Consider the following 16593-nt stretch of genomic DNA (forward strand, 5'->3'; position numbering starts at 1 on the left):
CAGCCCTTTGAATGCTATTCGACCCTGACCCTTTTCCTGGAAAAAAAGTATCGCCAACTCCATAAAAAGGGCCGCAACAGGTAGTAGCAAGGAAACATCCATCTGGGAAGCTTGAGAAGCGCGATATCATTAGCCGATATACGGAAAAACTGAGTTAAGTGGCGCATCAAATACTTTTTCCTGAATGAAAAAAAACATAGCAGTACATATTGCTCAACTGGACTTAGATAAGTTTTGCGCTGATTCGCTCGTTCCCACCTGGAGCACAGCAAGCGTACGAACGGATTACTTTTTGCGAGCGCTTCCTGCGCCGCTGGCAAAGGCGTAAACAATAACTTTTGAGTCATGATCATTGCAGCAAGGACGGGGTGCTCGACTCCCCATCGACGTGCTTTATCCATGACTGCGTTGAGATCGACTTCTCCCCCGGATAAGTATGCGTCGATATCAGATAGCCAGCTTAATCTGGCCCAACAGGACCTGGCCCCATGCATCGCCAGATAAACGAACTCGTCTTCAGCGCTCAGGCAAGCGCGCCCGAACTCGTTCTTATGGCAAGAGTATTCTTGCTCAAATAATCCTTTTCCCAGCTCAGGGAGCACATATTCGTTGTCGTCCAAGCGCATGTGCAACTCAAGAAAAATATCTCTCAATGCATTATGAAAAATGAAATCTTTATTGCTATTCAGGTAGGCTTCCACCACAAGGGGTGAAGCGCTCTCAGCTGGAGTAACTCGACGATAACCCGCCTCCGACAATAAACGCTCTATCAACGCAACATGCTCGCGCGGCGCCAGCACATCTAAATCGCGACATTCTCTGAGCGAGGCGTCCTGATACAATCTCTCCGACAAAGCTGGTCCTTTCAGGCAAACATAGGGCAACCTGTTGGTTTGCAAAAGCCCGCCAATTCTTTCAAGTTCAGCGTAGTGCTTAAGGTTACGCAGCCGGGCTTCCCGCTCCATCAGGCGGATTTTTTTACGGACTCCGCCTGGAACCGACTCGCCAGCCGCACTTAAATTTCGCCACACTAATGGCGTTACCCGATGCCACCTTAGCTGTTGTAAAAAGCACTCCCAATCCGAGCTTTCAAGTTGTGAGCAGGTCTCTTTAAGGGCCGACAACGGAGCTGCGCTATGAGCCAGACACATGCGTAACAATTGATAAGACGCCTGACGGTTCATCCCTGCAGCGTCTGCTATAGTCATACCATCACACGCTGCACGATCTCAGGCCGCCACATCATGCGTTCATAGGGAGGCAAGATGGATTCTGTGACAAATCCCAGTTTCAAATAGAGTTTTTTCGCTGCGACATTCTGCATCAGCACGCTGAGCGTCAGCGGCGCGCAGATTTGTGCGGCGGCGGCTTGCAGGCTGCGGATGACTTCCTCTCCAAAGCCTTTGCCGCGCGCTTGCGGAATAAAAGCGATATCGATGACATGCACTTCGTTATGGCCGAAATCGATGGTGACTTTACCGATACGCTCATGTTGCTTTTCAATGACGAAATACATGGCGTTGGGAAATTGCGCGCCATATCCTTGCTGCTGCGCTTTGAACTGCATGTCGATGATGGATTCGACGAAATCGCGCTCGCCGTCTATCAGACGCAAGTCCTCTCGCGTACTGTTATGAAGTTGCTCCAGAAACGCTTTATCAGAAGCGGTAGAGGGGCGGACAACCAGGCCCTGCCCTAATTTCACATCCTTCACTTTCATAATTCCTTTACCCCTTTTTATTAAATCCGGCCCTCGAAATGAACCGGGATGCGCCCTCATCCATGCAACAAGTATAGCTCGCGCCTGAGTGATGCAAGGCTCGCTGAGTCATTGGACTCTATGACAAAGCGTCCTCGACGACACCCGGCGATTTTTTCATATGTCGCGCTATCAGGGCCCCAAACCGGAGTTCATGATGTCGCCCGCCAGTTTGACGTATATGAGATTTCAACAGCGCCCCGTACAACGCCTGTTCGCTGGCTACGCAGCCAGCCTGACGCCCGACCCTCCCCACGAAATGCTTTGCCAGGATATGCTGTTGACTGCGCTGCGGGAGCAACAATATCTGCGCCCCCATACCGACAAAGGAACGGGAGTAAAAAGACATGTGTGTATCGTATTTTACCTGTCGCCGGACTGGCGGGAGGAAGATGAAGGCGGCCTTAAGATTGAGACGCCGCCAGGAGAAACAATCATCCTATCCGCCCTCTTTAATCGCTGCATCATCTTCAAACCAAACCTGCTTCATAGCGTTACGCCCTTCGCCAGGTCCGCAGCGGGAAAGGTGCGTTACAGCCAGACTATCTGGTACGCCTAGCCTGAAGTAAGCGAGCGTAGAGGCCGTCCAGCCTCTGGGAAATCATGTTGGCGTCTTGCGCTGAGAATATGCGGCGCTTGTCCTCGCTGTCCCCCTGAAAAGACCGGCTTGGGTCTTTCGAGTATTGTCCCGCTCTGCTCTTCAGATGCTGCCGGTCATCCGCAGAGAAAGACACGCCAAAGTGATCTGCGATGCGGTTCTCTACGGCGCCAGGAAGCTCCGTGTAATCCACAACCAGTACAGTGCTATCCAGCGACTGCGCCATGCTGTTCATAAGCGCGGCCAATACCTCCATTTGGTAAGACAGCAACACGTCCGAGGCGGCGTCATCCACTTTTGAAACAAGATGCGACAATACAGACAAATCTGTTGTCGCCATATGCCTTCCGGCAAGCCTTTGATGAGACGCCAGTATTTCTTCTGGCCGCCGAATTACAAACACCGATGGCGAGTCGGGATAGAGCTGGCGCAGCAGCGGCCAGAAGCCAATATCCCAGGCGTTCCACTTCACAATCAGATCCTGATCGCAGCCTCCCGCCAGCCCTTGCGCAGCCAGCAGAAAACGTAGCGCTTCCGCTTTTTGATTCTTCGCCATATCCTTGTCCAGCAATAACTCCGTCAATACGCTGGATTCTGAGATCACGCAGTGCGCGGGAGAGACGGCCAACAAGTTTGACACCAGTGTCGAGCCGCAACGGGACAGATGAAAAATAAAGCCGGCGGGGCGTACTTCATGGAACAAATGGGAATGCCGGATCAGATACTCGATACGTGTAGCAGGTTTAATGATACCTCCAATAATCGAACGCGCTCTTTGCGTGGCGATGCGCTCATCCCAAAAAGGCGCCCAGTCTTGTGCGATCGGCGCCACGCCCCATATCACACGTTTGCGCGCGGCTTCATAACGCACTGGCGTCCACTGGCGCAACAGCAAAGGCAGGTTTGGTTCGAACTCCTCATTGTTGCAGGCCATGAGCGCTGATACAGGGTCAGATTCGCCTTGTTCCTCAACACGGGTATACCCTTTTAAAGTGGAAAGTAAATCATCAAACTGATGGCAGGCCATACACTGGGCTAACGCCTCTTCTGACTCAAGCAGCCGCGAATAGACCTCGCGACTATCCATGCAAAGCCTCCAGCTCATCCATTACCCTGGCGTTGATGGAGGACGCCCGCTGAGCGCTGATGTCTTCCTCTGACGCTTCTTTAAACCACTGTTCAACGTCCTGAAAGCGCCGACTTTGATATATCGTCGCCAGGGCCTTTTCCATCGGCGCGCCCAACAGTTCAAACACCAACTGATCCAGCAGCCACTCTCGTCTCCGAACCGCTTCATCCAGCTTACCCGCCTTGGCGTATGCGGCTTTCGACCATATCCGTTTGAGGTGATACACGCCCAACTCTCCCACTTCCGTACTGTCGGGTAAAGGAAGGTCCTCCGTCGCAGGACGACTGCGATAGGAGAACTCAAAATCCGGGTAATCATTCAGGCGGTAGTGAAAATCCAGCTTGCTACCGGGAACCGGTCGTATGTTTTTCTTATATCTGGGCAAAGTCAGCTGCGACTGATTCTCCTGCAGACAATGATCGCCATAAATTCGGATAAACGTCGTTACCTTAAGATCCGTCATACCCTCGTCGCATTCGGGGATTAACAAAGAACCAGAGAGACAGGAGTCATCGCCGGCATGGAGCGCCGCCGCCGTCGACCGATCCAGCGTAAGCAGCTCACCCAGGTGGATATTCTTACCGCTTTCCGAAGAATGCAGCCAGGCGTCCAGCTGCACTGACGCCGGTATCAACATACCAGTCGGTTTTAGAAACTGTTGCAAGTGAGAAAATATCTTCACTTGCGGCTCCTGTTGCAGCATATGCTTCATCGTCTCCGATAGCAGAATGTCATAGGACTCGCCATTGGGAGGCGTCCAGACCGTGGCGTCTGCGCAGGCGATATGAGCGACCCGGTCCGAGACCTTCAGCAGAGCAATCACCTTCTGCAACGCCTCCAGCGAAGCCTCATGAATGTCCAGCAGCGTCACTTTCAATTTATCCGCAGGAAACAACGGCGCCAGCGGCGCCAATAGAAGCCCGAATGGTCCGGTTCCCGCATACAGCAGCTCCACCCTGTCCTGTCGCTGCAATACATCCTGTATCGCCTGATAGACGCCCGCCATGAATATTCGCGTGCGCTCGATATCCCAGGCGCACCTGCCCGCCTCCAGAGGCGAAATCGCCTTACCAAACCCAGTCTGGGTAGACAAGTCTTCGTTATAGCAGGAAGGATAAAGATCAATTCCCGTCACCGTCGCGAGCGCACTGACCAGCGCATCCAGGTGGGGCTTGGCGGCGGCGGAGGTCGCGCACAGTAATTTTTGCGTTGTCTCGATAATGCCGTCGGCGTTTATGGGATTATTGGCTCCAGCATCAGTCATCGTTGCATTCCTTTTGTTATAAATATGGCAATGATATTGGCATGTTAATAATCAGGCGCAGGGAAGCGGCGTCATATTTAAATATTGCACGACACGCGGCGTCGCAGCCCTGTTCGGGCTTGCGCCATGGGGCAGATAGTGATGCCAGATGATCAGCGAGCCCGCAGGCGCGGCGACATACTTGAGTTTAAAGTGGGAGAGATCTTGTTGATTCGGGTCTGCGCCAGGAGGCAGTTGCGCCATCCAGTCGATCATTTGGCGATGAAAGCCTGGCGCGCAATGAAAAGCGCCCTGATTCTCCGCGACGTCGGTGAGATAGATAAGGCCTTGTGTGCGCAATTCCGGCGCGCGACTGAAGTCCACGTCCCAATGCAGCCGGGTTCCAAAAAACTGATATAGCGGCGTTTCCGGCGGATTAAACCCCGCCCGGTCAATCGAGCACTGTAAGCTTTCCGTTCCCCAGATATCTGCAAATGCCTGACGCATTTTTTCGGAAGAACGATTGGCGTCCAGCACGGGATCACGAAACAATTGCACCATGATGTTTTGCTGCGCCTGATGCGCGAGATACCATGTCTCCGGTCGATCCGGACTTTTCTGCAAAAAGCGATAGATTACGTCAACAGAAGCCTGGCATTGAGGCTTATCCAGCACACCTTCCACCACCAGGTATCCATTCTCACGCCAGAACGCAATCTGACTCTCACTTAGATATTTAGGCGCATCGCCACACCACGGCCCCTCCAGGATTTCCCTGGCGTTCAGCTGCTGTGTGTACGCCCCGGCCCGATAGTCGCCCAGAACTCGGTTAATATCGTCGATACGCGCTTTGCTTAAACCGCCCGGGTTCTGTTTCAAGACCCAGCTTTCGAACTCGGCGAAACTCGGCTCACCGCAATAGAGAAAGCCCAGGCACTGATCAAGCCCCAGCCCCAACAGATTCATCAGCGCCACATCTGTTCGCCATTCCTCCTGTCGAAGCCGTTCCTCCAGCTTGCCGCATTTATTCAAGCGCGTCTTATGCCAAAGCCGCTTGAGACGTTGCACGCCAAGACTTCCCACTTCTTCCGCAGAAGGCAGCTTTTCGTATGTTTGAGTCTGAGGGGTTGAATTGGATGACCGAGCCCCGGAGCCAGTATTAGGGACATAGCTCATCAAAATACCTTCCTTGACAGGTTAACAGGCTGGTCTCAATTTTCTCTCGCAACCACTCGTCCGCCACACAGTCGATAACCAGGTTGATGCGATCGCAGTCCCCCCGATTGATGACAGAGTGTGTCTGATCCACATTCAGGTACCACAACTCCCCTTCCTGCATGGGAACGAGATGATCATTCACCCAGAATTCCAGCAGCTCATGACTCTCAATCGGAACATGCAGACGGGCCTCGCCGTGCTCCAGCGACACCCCATGATCGCGATGAGGTTTGATTTCCGCGCCGGGGCGCAGTCGCATCAACCGGACGGATTTAAGCGGGCAACGAAGCGACGCCAGAAACTTGTGCAGGCCGGGACACTGTTCTAAAACCGGCAGGTCCACCCAGTCGTCACAGCTTTCTATGGCGAAGCCTTGCAGAATTGGATGAGCTTCACGGTAGTGGGCGGGACAGCGCAACGACATGACATCCCACTCTCCGCTGTAGTCGCGTTGATTGACGTGATGTATCCAGGGTAATTCGCGAATGCGTTGCAGATCAGACTTCAATGCAGGAAGGTCAATGTTGACATCAATCCTGGCGAACGAGAGCGGTTCCGTCATTCCCTGAAATCCTTCTTACTTTGGCCATAGGCGCCGATATCCAGCAAGCTGGCGCAAATATTTACCTACTAATATTAATATGGCATTGATATTGGCATGTTAAAAATCAGCCATCGGCGCTGGTTATGCCGGATAACCATAATAGGCTCCCATTTCTACATCCGCCTGCTCCAGTTTGGGCAAGCGAGCGCGATTAATTTCCGCATACAACCAGTCGTTGAGAACACCGTCTATTTCCAAATAGACCGAGGCCTCTCCTCCTGCATTTTCCACCCGCAGGGACAGACCCGGGTTGAAGTACCACACCTCCCCCTCCACCATTTGCGCAGGCGTCTCATTCACACGGAAGCTCAGTCCTTTGCTTAAGGATATGGGAACCTGCAAACGCACCACATCCTCTCTTTCCAGTGGGTTCAAGGAGTGATAGTCCTCAATGATGATTCCTGGATTCAGCCGCATAATTCTGGCTGCCGCCAGCGGACATTGCAGGTATTCAAACACGTCCCGCATCTCTCCTTTACGCAAAGAAGCGACAGCATCCGCGCCCGGTCTGGAAGAGGCGACGCCAGCCCCAGTCACTAATCCGTCAACAGGCAGCGCATCCCAGCCGTCGTTGAAGTTACAGGCGCTAAAATTGCCCTCCCACAAAGTGATCAGCAGCATTTCAAGGTCACGCAATAACCCACGAACGTCAAAACTCGCAGGAAGACGCGCGCAATAAGCATTGAGGACAACCTGACGACCGACTTCGCTCATAATCCGACATCCTTAACTGCCAGCCTGAAACAGCGAGCCGCTTCCGCAAGACGCATTACGCCCGTCGAGAGCCTCTCTCAGGATTTCACAAGCTGAAAAAGCATCCTATCCTTCTCCCACTTCCTCCAGAAGTATTCAACTTGATTAAAATATAGACACATCCTTGCCAAAGTGAGAAATAGATCATGGAAACTTTTTGTTAAAGGTCAGCACTCTATAAACAAGCGCAGCCTCTCCTCGCTCAGTGAAATAAAGCATTTTCAATACATGGGGTTACACAGGGAATCATATTGACGCCTATCGCCACGGCTGCTTACAGTCCAGGGCCGCCGGCGTCGCTTAGCCTCAGCGGGACCAAACGAAAGCATGGCGCGCCCAGGGAAAAATATTTATATAGCAATGATATTGGCATGTTAATCATCAGGCGCATGAATGCGCCTGCGCGGCGGCCTGCCGCGGGAGACAGGGCCTGACCTGTGCAGGCCCTGTCGTTGCAGACAAATAGAAGGAAGCTTTTTGTCTGCCTGATTAATAATAAGCTTGAACGCATCACAAACGCCCTCATCAGCCGCCTCTGCCTACCCCTCATTTCTGGCGCTTTACTAAACCAACGCACATTTACATCTTAGCGCCATCAAATACCGGCCATATGGCCTACCAGGATCTTACTATTTCGTAATATTTCTTATTTTTCGCGTAAGCGGCGGGAAATTTCTCGTTTTAGGATGAGGCTACCTTAAGTTTTTCGGACGCGATGCCGGTTAGATTTATCGATATTGCGGATTGATCCGGAAAGCCGCGCCGCAGGCGCTTATCTCAACAGAGAAAACAACAACAGGAAACTGGCATTTATGAATAATAAGTATTTCATGAAGACTTTGCCTCTGGCGGTCTCCCTTGCGCTGGGTATCTCACAAGCACACGCGGAATTTGGCATCGGCGCCAACATCGAGCTCGATACAGACATCATCGACAGTAAAGACGGCGACACCACCTTCGAGCAAGGCGGCCGTATTGAAGTGAATGTGACCGGCAAAACCGAACTCAATGGTTATTTCGTAGAAGGCAAGGGATCAGGCCTGTTGAAGAAAAGCGGCGATGCCGCCACCGACGATATGTGGGTGAAATTCGGTAACGACACCTGGGACGTGCAGGCTGGGCGCTTTGAAGCCGTGAACCTGTTCCCTCTGGGTAAAGACACCGTCGTCGCACATGCTGGCAGCGGCAAAGGCGCCTTTGTGTACGAAGCCAACATGGTGCGTGGTCGCGCAGGTGACGATGGCGGGCAATTCGCGCTGCATGTTCGTCCCGGCTCCAACCTCAGTTTCGAACTGGCGACTATCTGGGGCGACGCATCGACGGCTGGCGGCAGCGATGGCGACGACACCACTTCTTTTTCCGGCTACCGTCCGAGCGTAACTTACGCAACTGACAGCTTCAGCATCACCGCTGGTTATGAATCTCTGAGCTATGATATCGACGCAACCACAGAGGTCGATAAATCAGGTTTCGCATTAACCGGAAACCTTAACGTTGGCGGAGCGAGTATCAACCTGAACGCAGCCCGCGGAGAAGACGATTCAAACGATAATACGATCACCAGTTTGGGCGCCAACGTCACCTACGGTAACTTCGGCCTGGGTCTCGTACACTCTGTCTCCGATATCAATGCTGACGAAGACCCCACCGTATCCACCCTCTACGTGGCGTACACCCTGCCTTTGTTCAATATAGAAAACGCCAGCATCACCTTTGCAGGATCTACCTCCAAAGCTGACGACCTGACTGACGGCGGAGACGACGACCTCAACAAAATAAGGACTCGCATTAACTACACTTTCTAAAAAGAAAGGCCACTCTCGTTCCTTCCTTTCTGTGTTGATTGCGCCGCTTCCACGTGCGGCGCTTTTTTGCGTTTACGCATTTTTAGCGTGAAGTTGGAGGCGGCTCCGCTTCACGCTTTTTTACGCCAGCGCTCCAGCCTTCAAATAGGCCGTCTTTCCTGAGCCCAACAAATGGCTAATATTATTAAGCGTAGAAAACTTGGCCAGCGATAGGCCGAGGGTTCAACAATGATTGACGCATTTGCCGACTGAGAGTCGCCTCAATGCGCTCCGAGACTCAGATATTTGATAATGATGTTGTCGATGACGTCACGGGACTTCAAGTCCTCGATCACTTGATTGATGCGTGTATCCAGACCCTTGTTGGCGTCAACGAGCTGTCGCGACAAAGCGATCACCACTGGGCGATTGACGACTTCATCAACAATGGTTACGTCATTGAAATAGCCAAGTCTGCGCGCCTGATACATGAAGGTAATGTCTTCCGTTATCGCGCAATCTACGCGGCCATACATGGTCAGCTTGACCAACTGCTCTGCGCCGTTCACCTCCACCACACTCTTGAAGTGCGTCATATCCAAACTGGGAAAACGATAATTGAAACCGCGCAAGACGCCTACCTGACGGCAATTTTTCAGTCTGTCATTCCCCACGCCCGCCTCCTCTTCCGCCGCTTTTTTCTTGCGAATAAACGTGGATACAGTCGATGTGTACAGCGGCGATGAAAGCCACAAGGCGTTGAGCGCGTCTTTGTCATTATAGCCGGTCGTGGTCAGCAGCCCATCCAGAGCCCCCTGTCCCAACATGAGGGTAATCCGAGGCCGGGGGAAGCTTTTCAGGTCAAACCGAACTCCTGCGCGAGTCAACGTCTCACGCACTATTTCGTAATCAATCCCAGTCGTTTCACCGTCTTCGGAATGATAGACGTAAGGCTCCACCTCCTCGGCGGCGGCCAAAGTCAAATGGAGATCCTCGGCGCGACTGAACTGTATCGGCAAACCAGTCGCTATCAGTAGAGCCAAGCTCACCAGCTTAGTTAAGGACATTCGTATACCGCGTTGCAATGACGAACCGCCACGCGCCTCCCTGCCGCCAGACGTTCGGGTGATGGTGTCTATAAAGAAGAGTAGTAAGGCGGCGAATGCTTGTCCACCGCCCTTCCCCTCAGAAAGCATCGAAACGCCACTGGGAACTGGACATTTTTAGTTCCAGAACTATCTTTATGTGAAATAAAGGTCTTCGGCGTGGATTGTCATTGTCTTACTTGCCGCTCAAGCAGTATCACCCACTACTTCATCATGGATTAAATGATGTTGCTAAACCATTTGTCGATAAAGGTAAAAATAATGATTATCCCGGCTATCGCCGTGCTGGGATTCATTACCAACCTGGTTTTTAATCACAGTATCAACGCCAGTAACACAGAACGCCTGGATCAGATACAGCAGCTCTATTTTCCTGTCGTTCAGTCATCCAAAACCAATATGTCTCGCCTGAGCAGACTGGAAGAAGTATTTAATACTTCTGTATCCGTGGGTGAAGCGGATATGCTGGAAGCCGCCCGCAACACTTATCGGCAGATGATCGCGGACATCGACGAGCAAAAACAGCTTTGGCCGTCGCAAGTCGCCGCGATTGAGCAATGCAGGACCTTGCTTGACCGCTACTTCAACAAAGCGATGAAAGTCTCGGAGGGAATGCTGGACGGCTCATTAGACCCGTCCCAGATTGCTGGCGAAGTAGCGCAAATGCGGGACTTCCTTAAACAAACCTCCGAGCAGTTGAGCCAATTCAATGCGCAGGCGCTGGACGCCTTCAACAAAACCGTGGGGGATTCCCATTCCGCCTCGCAAGAAGCCTTCGCCATCACAGCGACCACCAGCGGCGTCGCCATAGCCATCATTCTGTTCATCTCCGCCAGCATTATTTCATTGATCCTTAAAAATCTCCGCCTGATGCGTAACTCATTGCAGGATATCGCTCAAGGTGAAGGCGATCTGACCAAACGCATCCCCCTAAGCAGTCGAGATGAAGTGGGTGAGTTAGTGCACTGGTTTAACATTTTCATGGACAAGCTGCACGGTAGCATTAACCAGATCGTGAGTATATTTGAGCCGCTTGCACGGATGTCCGGGGACCTTAGCTCGATGACTTCCGTCACCTCTCGCCTGGCGGACGAGCAGGAAAAAGCGACGGATGAGGTGACCACCGCCGTCGAACATATGTTGCATAACGTACAAAGCATCGCCCACAACGCGTCGCAGGCGGCGGCTGAAGCCGTAAGCGCCAACGAGGAGGCGAAGCTGGGACGGGAAGTGGTGAATCAGACAGTAGCGACCATCAATTCGCTGGCGGATGATGTTGAAAAAGCCTCTGACGTCATTCGTCGTCTGGAAAGCTACACCGTCAATGTTGGAAGTATTCTGGACGTCATCAAAGGCATTGCTGAACAAACTAATTTGTTGGCGCTGAACGCCGCCATTGAGGCCGCCAGAGCAGGAGAGCAGGGGCGCGGCTTCGCAGTAGTCGCAGACGAAGTACGCACCCTGGCGTCCAAAACCCAAGAGTCCACCAAAGAAATCCAGACCGTTATCGAAGAATTGCAAAGCGCCTCATTAGGCGCTGTCAACGCTATGACCCACAGCCAGAAGCAAGCCAATGAGAGCGTGGATCAGGCGGCGAAAACTGACGCCTCGTTGGAAAAAATCACCGACAAAGTCGCTTCCATCACCAAAATGAACTCTGAAATCGCCTTAGCGACAGAAGAGCAGCAGAACGTCTCAGCCTCCATTAACGATACTATCGTAGAGATCAAATCCAACGCCAGATCCGCTGCGGAAACCGTACACTCAGTGGATGAAACCGCCCATGCGTTGCAACAAATTTCCAGGAAGTTAAAGGAGGTGACCGGCCAATTCAAAGTTTGACGATGAGTCGCCCAGGGACGTATTCAAGCCTGCCCGGCCGTTCAAGCTGTAGATGTCGTTTACCTGGCCCGCCGTCCGGACAGCCGTAAGCCGGACAGGTTCATCAGAAGAATCTCAACGCCTTAAGGAAAAGCAAGGTGCGAAAAATGAAAATAAAAGAGTCCTGTATATGCCTGACGCTCACAACGCTATATGCAGCAAACCCCGTCCACGCCGCCGACGATAGAATCCACATCAATGGCTTCGGCAGTATCGTCGCCGCCACGACATTCGATGATGAAAAACCCTATTTTCTCTACGACGACGATCTCAACTTCAAGAATGAGTCCCTGTTGGGATTACAGGTGCGCGGAGATATGGGGGACAATCTCTCCGCCACAGCCCAGATTATCGCCCGGGGATCAGAAGATCATAACGCCGAGTTCGAGTGGGCCTATGTCACCTATGCTATCGATAACACTTGGACAGCCAAGGTGGGACGCTTCAGAACCCCCTTCTTTGAATACAGCGATACTATAGACGTAGGCTACGCTTATCACTGGGTCAGACCTCCGCAGTCGGTATACGTTCCTTTGTTCAATAACCTGGATGGCTTGAACGTCACCTACGCATCACAAATACGCGAGTTCGATTCAACTTTGAACTTCTTCTATGGCTCCGTGCGGGAAGACATTCCTATCGGGCAAGTGGACTTAAAATTCGTCTACGGCGGCTCCTGGCGGATCGGCATAGACTGGATCAGCATGCGTTTCTCCTACTTCCGCTCTAAGCTTTCCATTCCCGCCATTGTTCCGGGCTTGGACACCATCCTTCCTCCTGACGGACCTGGCGCGCCGCCTCCCGGCCCCACTGTCTCCGAGGAAGCAGCTGACGCCATCCGCGCCAATGACGACCGTGGAACCTTCGGTAGCGTTTCATTGAAAGTTGAATACGACAACTTCTTCGCGGTAGCGGAAGTGACCAAATCGGAAATTGAAGACAGCATCTTTCCTGACCCGCTCGGCTATTACCTCTCAGTCGGGTACACCATTGACAAATTCACTCCACACATCACTTACGAAGTTTTCGACACCAGCCCCAAAAGAGAGATTCTTGACGAGGTTCCAGAGTCCGATCCCGTTTATACCACGCTGGAAGGTATGATAGAGAGCACCCATCAGGACAATAAAGTCATCACCGTCGGCGTGCGCTATGACTTCCATCACAGTGCCTCCTTAAAGTTCGACTTCAGCAAACTAAACTATGACGAGGACGGCCCTAATCGTATCAACACCAAAATATTCAGCACTGCGATCAGTTTCGTCTTTTAAGGAGCGCCGGCATGTTAAGAATCATCACTATCGTGTTTGCTCTCATCTACCCATTGCTGCAGGCGCAGGCGGTTGAGGCTGAAGTCGCCATCATTGTAAATCCCAAGGCGAATCTTGATTTGAGCAACGAAGACATTCAAAAGCTTTTCCTGGCGAAGCAGGCTTTTTTACCCAACGGAGAGAAAGCGACTATTGTAGCCATAGACAGCTCCTCTGAACTGTTTGAAGAATTTTGCGCCAAAGTCGTCAACAAGGGGTCACGCCAATTCCTCTCCTATTGGTCAAGGCTGGTCTTTACTGGCAAAGCCGCGCCCATGGTGACGGCCCCCAGTAATCAGGACATCAAAGAACTCGTCGCGAAGAATTCCAATTACATCGGATTTATATCCGCTGCTGAGTTGGATGATACGGTGAAGGCTGTGAAAACATACTAAGGCCTGTAAAAATAGACCTTCCTCATAAGAAGGTGAACCCTACTATTAATCAGGCAGACAAATAGCTTCCTTCTATTTGTCTGCCTGATTAATAGTCCATCTCTAGAAGTGCGCGACCCTGTAAATAGTTTTGTTTTGGGGACCCCTTCTCAATTTATCAGTATACCGTTCCTTTTAATTTCTTCTTTGACTTGGCGGTCTTCCAGCTCAGGAAGGTATGTCTCCAAAGGGCGGTCAAAATCTCTATCGCCCCCAACTTCTATAGCTTCTTCATCTGGACCAAGATAAGAAGTCGTGTCGAACAGCTCAGATCCAGTCAGCTCACAAACTGCCCCTGCGGGAGAGGAGCTTCTAAAACGCTCAACAAGTAAATGCATATACTTCATTGGCAAGTAATATCTGTTATCGCCAATGAAGCAGACTGGGCCGGTATATTCGGAGCCATCTTCGCCGGTTTTCTTCCCAAGACAAATGCACTCTTTCGTTATTTGGTTAAACAGGTAATACAGTTCACTCATATCAACTACCTTTTCCCATCCGGATTGAAGATCGGCTGTCGAGGCAATAATTCGTTTCCTTTGTCGTCATAAATAACAATATCGGTATTCTTATATACCTCCAGTTTTTGAACATTTTCTGGTGTGGGGTCATTAAGAATAGTCTGCCTATTTCCCCAAAATTTTCCCATCCAGCGACCAGCATCTGTGCCTTCAGGAACCTGAACAAATACCAAGCATCCCTCAGCTTGATTCTGTGCGGCATGAGAAATTTCCTTGTCAAAACCACGTGCAGAGGCAGTGCATTTATTCTCGATTTTAAAAATCTGCCCATCTGGACCTTTCGTGACCAAATCAGCTCCTTTGCCTCCGGGCCCTGCGACAGCTTCTGGAACAAAGCCTTCTGGCACAAACCTATCCAATATTATCCTGGCGTTTGTTTCAGTTAACGGAAACTTTTTATTACTGTCCTCAATTAAACCGCTAATGACCTGACTATAGCCGCTTTCATTTGAAACACTTCCAGAGCCTGCGTTATGAGCTTCAACACTTCTTGTTTCACTATGCTGGCTCGTCCTCAGCGCATCTCCTGAAGCGCCGGCTGCTTGGGAGTTGACGACAGGAGCTTCGGGTGCAACGGATTTTGGGCTTGATCCAGCCAGGGGAGAAGTCCTTCCAGAGACAGATTTATTAACATCCTGGCGCTCATAGGCTGAGATCTGATGCCCTCGATTAGCATTGATTTCCATGACCAGGCAAACCTACACATTCATATATATTTGCATAGGCGGGGCCTCACGCGACCGGCTCAGGCCACCTTCTCCGGCACCGGTTTGGCCGCGCTTAACTGTTTGGATACGCTCTCTCGCCAACGCTGCATCCGCCAGAAACTGGTTAAGCAGTTCCTCCAGCTTGATCGCATGCAGGTTTTCAATTTCATGCCGGTAGTGAAGGTATACAAATCGGCCGCCAGGTTTTATCGAGACGCTTCCCAAGAGGCACTCAGGTCCCGGAAAGTTCAGGGTCTGGCAAAGTTCGTATAAAGCAAGTAAATCATCGTTCCGCTCCGGCGCCTCGTCCAACTCCGCCAGGAACAGCAACCAGGGACTGGCCTGAGGCCACTCTATCCGCCATTTAATTCCGGCCTGAGTCTGGGCGCCACAGACACCCTGGGCGTCCAGTTGCAGCCAGCTAAGGCCATTGCGCTCCCCGACATAGCGAAGCTTTTCATTGATATCTTCAAGCATGCGCACCCTCCCGCACAGTGTCCCCATGATGAACGCGGGATGGCTGATGCGAGCCATCCCTGCGCCAATCTCATGAGTAACCCGCGCCGGACAATAGTTTCAATCCGGGTCAGCGTGCTGCTTGCGATACTTAAGGGGGGATTCGTTAAAGTATTTGGCGAAGACCTCGTAAAAGCGCGTGACGGAGGAGAATCCACTGGCGAAAGCGATTTCAATCACCTGATCCTGAGAGTACAGCAACAACCGGCGGGCATGATTCACCCGCAAATCAGTCAGATACTCCAGTACGGACATTCCCACTGCTTTCTTAAACACGCTCATGGCGAAATTTTTGTGCAGTCCGACTCCGTCCGCCACATCAGCGATCGTTATAGGCGTTCGATAGTTGCCGTTAATAAAATCCACCATGCAATGCGCGTGGTGCAAATGCCGGCTACGGTATTCTCCACAGCCTGCGCCCTGCCCGGATTTACATGGGTTGCGCATGATCATACGACGTAGAAACAGAGTGATCTCATCCAGCACCAAGTCCTGTAATGGTCCATCCATGCAGCGCAGTTCCTGCGCCCAACGTTCTACTGTATCGAGGGACAGCAAACCTGTTGCGTTGGAACGATAGGGCGTACCGCGAATCAACAAATGTTTGAACATTTCATTCGCGCACATGTCCGTGAGCAGGAATAAAGGCAAACGCAACTGCAGCGCCACTGCGCTCTCATCCGCCGAAACCACCTGATGTCGGTGTAGTGCGGAGAAACAGATGACGTCACCGCTTTCCAGCTCGTACAACTGATCAAGGTAGCTCAGTCTCAAGGCGCCGGAGAGCAGAATATTGATTTCAAGGTGACAGTGTTGATGTGAGCCTTCCATGATCTCGGGCTCACCAAAGTGAAAGCTGACCACCCCAGAGGCGTCAGTATGGGTATTGGCGTCATGCCTATCGTGAATAGAAGGACTTTTCATTGCTTTCCCCGTGTTATTTTTATTCAGGAATAAGCGAGATTACTCAGCAGTGTCAGATGAATAGCAAATATATTCCATTAAGTTAACAATTGGAATAAATTTTCCA

Annotated in this window: 17 protein-coding genes; 5 read left to right on the plus strand and 12 right to left on the minus strand. The window is 51.6% G+C overall.

Annotated elements, in window-relative coordinates:
- Positions 1-14 precede the first annotated feature (14 nt).
- The gene (locus HCH_RS27240) at positions 15-1184 is read right to left on the minus strand and encodes a nucleotidyltransferase domain-containing protein (RefSeq protein ID WP_158304997.1); all 1170 of its coding nucleotides are present in this window, start codon (positions 1182-1184) and stop codon (positions 15-17) included.
- Between the two features lie 20 nt (positions 1185-1204).
- Positions 1205-1720: a GNAT family N-acetyltransferase gene (locus HCH_RS27245; RefSeq protein WP_011399765.1), complete on the minus strand. Its 516-nt coding sequence runs from the start codon at positions 1718-1720 to the stop codon at positions 1205-1207.
- Positions 1721-1880: 160 nt separating this feature from the next.
- Here HCH_RS27245 and HCH_RS27250 point away from each other — a divergent pair, with 160 nt between their 5' ends.
- On the plus strand, positions 1881-2318 hold the full coding sequence (locus HCH_RS27250) for a 2OG-Fe(II) oxygenase (RefSeq protein ID WP_041598966.1): 438 nt from the start codon (positions 1881-1883) through the stop codon (positions 2316-2318).
- Here HCH_RS27250 and HCH_RS27255 read toward each other — a convergent pair.
- The 5 genes from HCH_RS27255 to HCH_RS27275 all read right to left on the minus strand — a co-directional run bounded on the left by HCH_RS27255 (position 2302) and on the right by HCH_RS27275 (position 7265).
- Entirely contained in the window at positions 2302-3444 is a 1143-nt protein-coding gene (locus HCH_RS27255; RefSeq protein WP_041598967.1) for a hypothetical protein, read from the minus strand. The genes HCH_RS27250 and HCH_RS27255 overlap by 17 nt on opposite strands.
- On the minus strand, positions 3437-4750 hold the full coding sequence (locus HCH_RS27260) for a methyltransferase domain-containing protein (RefSeq protein WP_011399768.1): 1314 nt from the start codon (positions 4748-4750) through the stop codon (positions 3437-3439). The genes HCH_RS27255 and HCH_RS27260 overlap by 8 nt, the downstream gene beginning before the upstream one ends.
- Before the next feature lie 51 nt (positions 4751-4801).
- Entirely contained in the window at positions 4802-5905 is a 1104-nt protein-coding gene (locus HCH_RS27265; RefSeq protein ID WP_011399769.1) for a phytanoyl-CoA dioxygenase family protein, read from the minus strand.
- Positions 5889-6509, minus strand: a complete 621-nt coding sequence (locus tag HCH_RS27270; protein WP_011399770.1) for an aspartyl/asparaginyl beta-hydroxylase domain-containing protein — start codon at positions 6507-6509, stop codon at positions 5889-5891. The genes HCH_RS27265 and HCH_RS27270 overlap by 17 nt, the downstream gene beginning before the upstream one ends.
- A gap of 123 nt (positions 6510-6632) precedes the next feature.
- Positions 6633-7265: a hypothetical protein gene (locus tag HCH_RS27275; protein ID WP_011399771.1), complete on the minus strand. Its 633-nt coding sequence runs from the start codon at positions 7263-7265 to the stop codon at positions 6633-6635.
- A gap of 851 nt (positions 7266-8116) precedes the next feature.
- Here HCH_RS27275 and HCH_RS27285 point away from each other — a divergent pair.
- A complete protein-coding gene (locus HCH_RS27285; RefSeq protein WP_011399773.1) occupies positions 8117-9109 on the plus strand; it encodes a carbohydrate porin in 993 nt (330 codons plus the stop codon).
- 260 nt (positions 9110-9369) lie between these two features.
- Here HCH_RS27285 and HCH_RS27290 read toward each other — a convergent pair whose 3' ends face one another.
- Positions 9370-10155: a substrate-binding periplasmic protein gene (locus HCH_RS27290; protein WP_148212669.1), complete on the minus strand. Its 786-nt coding sequence runs from the start codon at positions 10153-10155 to the stop codon at positions 9370-9372.
- Between the two features lie 300 nt (positions 10156-10455).
- Here HCH_RS27290 and HCH_RS27295 point away from each other — a divergent pair, with 300 nt between their 5' ends.
- From HCH_RS27295 to HCH_RS27305, 3 genes are all read left to right on the plus strand, one after another.
- Positions 10456-12036 (plus strand): methyl-accepting chemotaxis protein, encoded by a 1581-nt coding sequence (locus tag HCH_RS27295; protein WP_011399776.1) that lies wholly within the window; start codon positions 10456-10458, stop codon positions 12034-12036.
- Between the two features lie 146 nt (positions 12037-12182).
- Positions 12183-13346 carry a hypothetical protein gene (locus tag HCH_RS27300; RefSeq protein ID WP_011399777.1) on the plus strand — a complete coding sequence of 388 codons (1164 nt, stop codon included), beginning with the start codon at positions 12183-12185 and terminating at the stop codon, positions 13344-13346.
- An 11-nt stretch (positions 13347-13357) separates the two neighbouring features.
- Positions 13358-13780 (plus strand): hypothetical protein, encoded by a 423-nt coding sequence (locus tag HCH_RS27305; RefSeq protein WP_011399778.1) that lies wholly within the window; start codon positions 13358-13360, stop codon positions 13778-13780.
- A gap of 149 nt (positions 13781-13929) precedes the next feature.
- On the opposite strand, the gene HCH_RS27310 is transcribed toward HCH_RS27305, so the two are convergent.
- From HCH_RS27310 to HCH_RS27325, 4 genes are all read right to left on the minus strand, one after another.
- Positions 13930-14298 carry a hypothetical protein gene (locus HCH_RS27310; protein ID WP_011399779.1) on the minus strand — a complete coding sequence of 123 codons (369 nt, stop codon included), beginning with the start codon at positions 14296-14298 and terminating at the stop codon, positions 13930-13932.
- Positions 14299-14303: 5 nt separating this feature from the next.
- Complete coding sequence (locus HCH_RS34010) at positions 14304-15026, minus strand: hypothetical protein (protein ID WP_011399780.1); 723 nt, start codon at positions 15024-15026, stop codon at positions 14304-14306.
- Positions 15027-15038: 12 nt separating this feature from the next.
- Positions 15039-15524 (minus strand): CesT family type III secretion system chaperone, encoded by a 486-nt coding sequence (locus tag HCH_RS27320; RefSeq protein WP_011399781.1) that lies wholly within the window; start codon positions 15522-15524, stop codon positions 15039-15041.
- Between the two features lie 99 nt (positions 15525-15623).
- Positions 15624-16487, minus strand: a complete 864-nt coding sequence (locus HCH_RS27325) for a helix-turn-helix domain-containing protein (RefSeq protein ID WP_011399782.1) — start codon at positions 16485-16487, stop codon at positions 15624-15626.
- Positions 16488-16593 lie beyond the last annotated feature (106 nt).

It is taken from the genome of Hahella chejuensis KCTC 2396 (assembly GCF_000012985.1).
In the GTDB taxonomy this organism is placed as follows: Bacteria; Pseudomonadota; Gammaproteobacteria; order Pseudomonadales; family Oleiphilaceae; genus Hahella; species Hahella chejuensis.

What these genes read in the sequence shown, in the direction of transcription:
- HCH_RS27240 (WP_158304997.1), bottom strand. Translation starts at nt 1,184, where the DNA reads ATGAACCGTCAGGCGTCTTATCAATTGTTACGCATGTGTCTGGCTCAT.
- HCH_RS27245 (WP_011399765.1), bottom strand. Translation starts at nt 1,720, where the DNA reads ATGAAAGTGAAGGATGTGAAATTAGGGCAGGGCCTGGTTGTCCGCCCC.
- HCH_RS27250 (WP_041598966.1), top strand. Translation starts at nt 1,881, where the DNA reads ATGTCGCGCTATCAGGGCCCCAAACCGGAGTTCATGATGTCGCCCGCC.
- HCH_RS27255 (WP_041598967.1), bottom strand. Translation starts at nt 3,444, where the DNA reads ATGGATAGTCGCGAGGTCTATTCGCGGCTGCTTGAGTCAGAAGAGGCG.
- HCH_RS27260 (WP_011399768.1), bottom strand. Translation starts at nt 4,750, where the DNA reads ATGACTGATGCTGGAGCCAATAATCCCATAAACGCCGACGGCATTATC.
- HCH_RS27265 (WP_011399769.1), bottom strand. Translation starts at nt 5,905, where the DNA reads ATGAGCTATGTCCCTAATACTGGCTCCGGGGCTCGGTCATCCAATTCA.
- HCH_RS27270 (WP_011399770.1), bottom strand. Translation starts at nt 6,509, where the DNA reads ATGACGGAACCGCTCTCGTTCGCCAGGATTGATGTCAACATTGACCTT.
- HCH_RS27275 (WP_011399771.1), bottom strand. Translation starts at nt 7,265, where the DNA reads ATGAGCGAAGTCGGTCGTCAGGTTGTCCTCAATGCTTATTGCGCGCGT.
- HCH_RS27285 (WP_011399773.1), top strand. Translation starts at nt 8,117, where the DNA reads ATGAATAATAAGTATTTCATGAAGACTTTGCCTCTGGCGGTCTCCCTT.
- HCH_RS27290 (WP_148212669.1), bottom strand. Translation starts at nt 10,155, where the DNA reads ATGTCCTTAACTAAGCTGGTGAGCTTGGCTCTACTGATAGCGACTGGT.
- HCH_RS27295 (WP_011399776.1), top strand. Translation starts at nt 10,456, where the DNA reads ATGATTATCCCGGCTATCGCCGTGCTGGGATTCATTACCAACCTGGTT.
- HCH_RS27300 (WP_011399777.1), top strand. Translation starts at nt 12,183, where the DNA reads ATGAAAATAAAAGAGTCCTGTATATGCCTGACGCTCACAACGCTATAT.
- HCH_RS27305 (WP_011399778.1), top strand. Translation starts at nt 13,358, where the DNA reads ATGTTAAGAATCATCACTATCGTGTTTGCTCTCATCTACCCATTGCTG.
- HCH_RS27310 (WP_011399779.1), bottom strand. Translation starts at nt 14,298, where the DNA reads ATGAGTGAACTGTATTACCTGTTTAACCAAATAACGAAAGAGTGCATT.
- HCH_RS34010 (WP_011399780.1), bottom strand. Translation starts at nt 15,026, where the DNA reads ATGGAAATCAATGCTAATCGAGGGCATCAGATCTCAGCCTATGAGCGC.
- HCH_RS27320 (WP_011399781.1), bottom strand. Translation starts at nt 15,524, where the DNA reads ATGCTTGAAGATATCAATGAAAAGCTTCGCTATGTCGGGGAGCGCAAT.
- HCH_RS27325 (WP_011399782.1), bottom strand. Translation starts at nt 16,487, where the DNA reads ATGAAAAGTCCTTCTATTCACGATAGGCATGACGCCAATACCCATACT.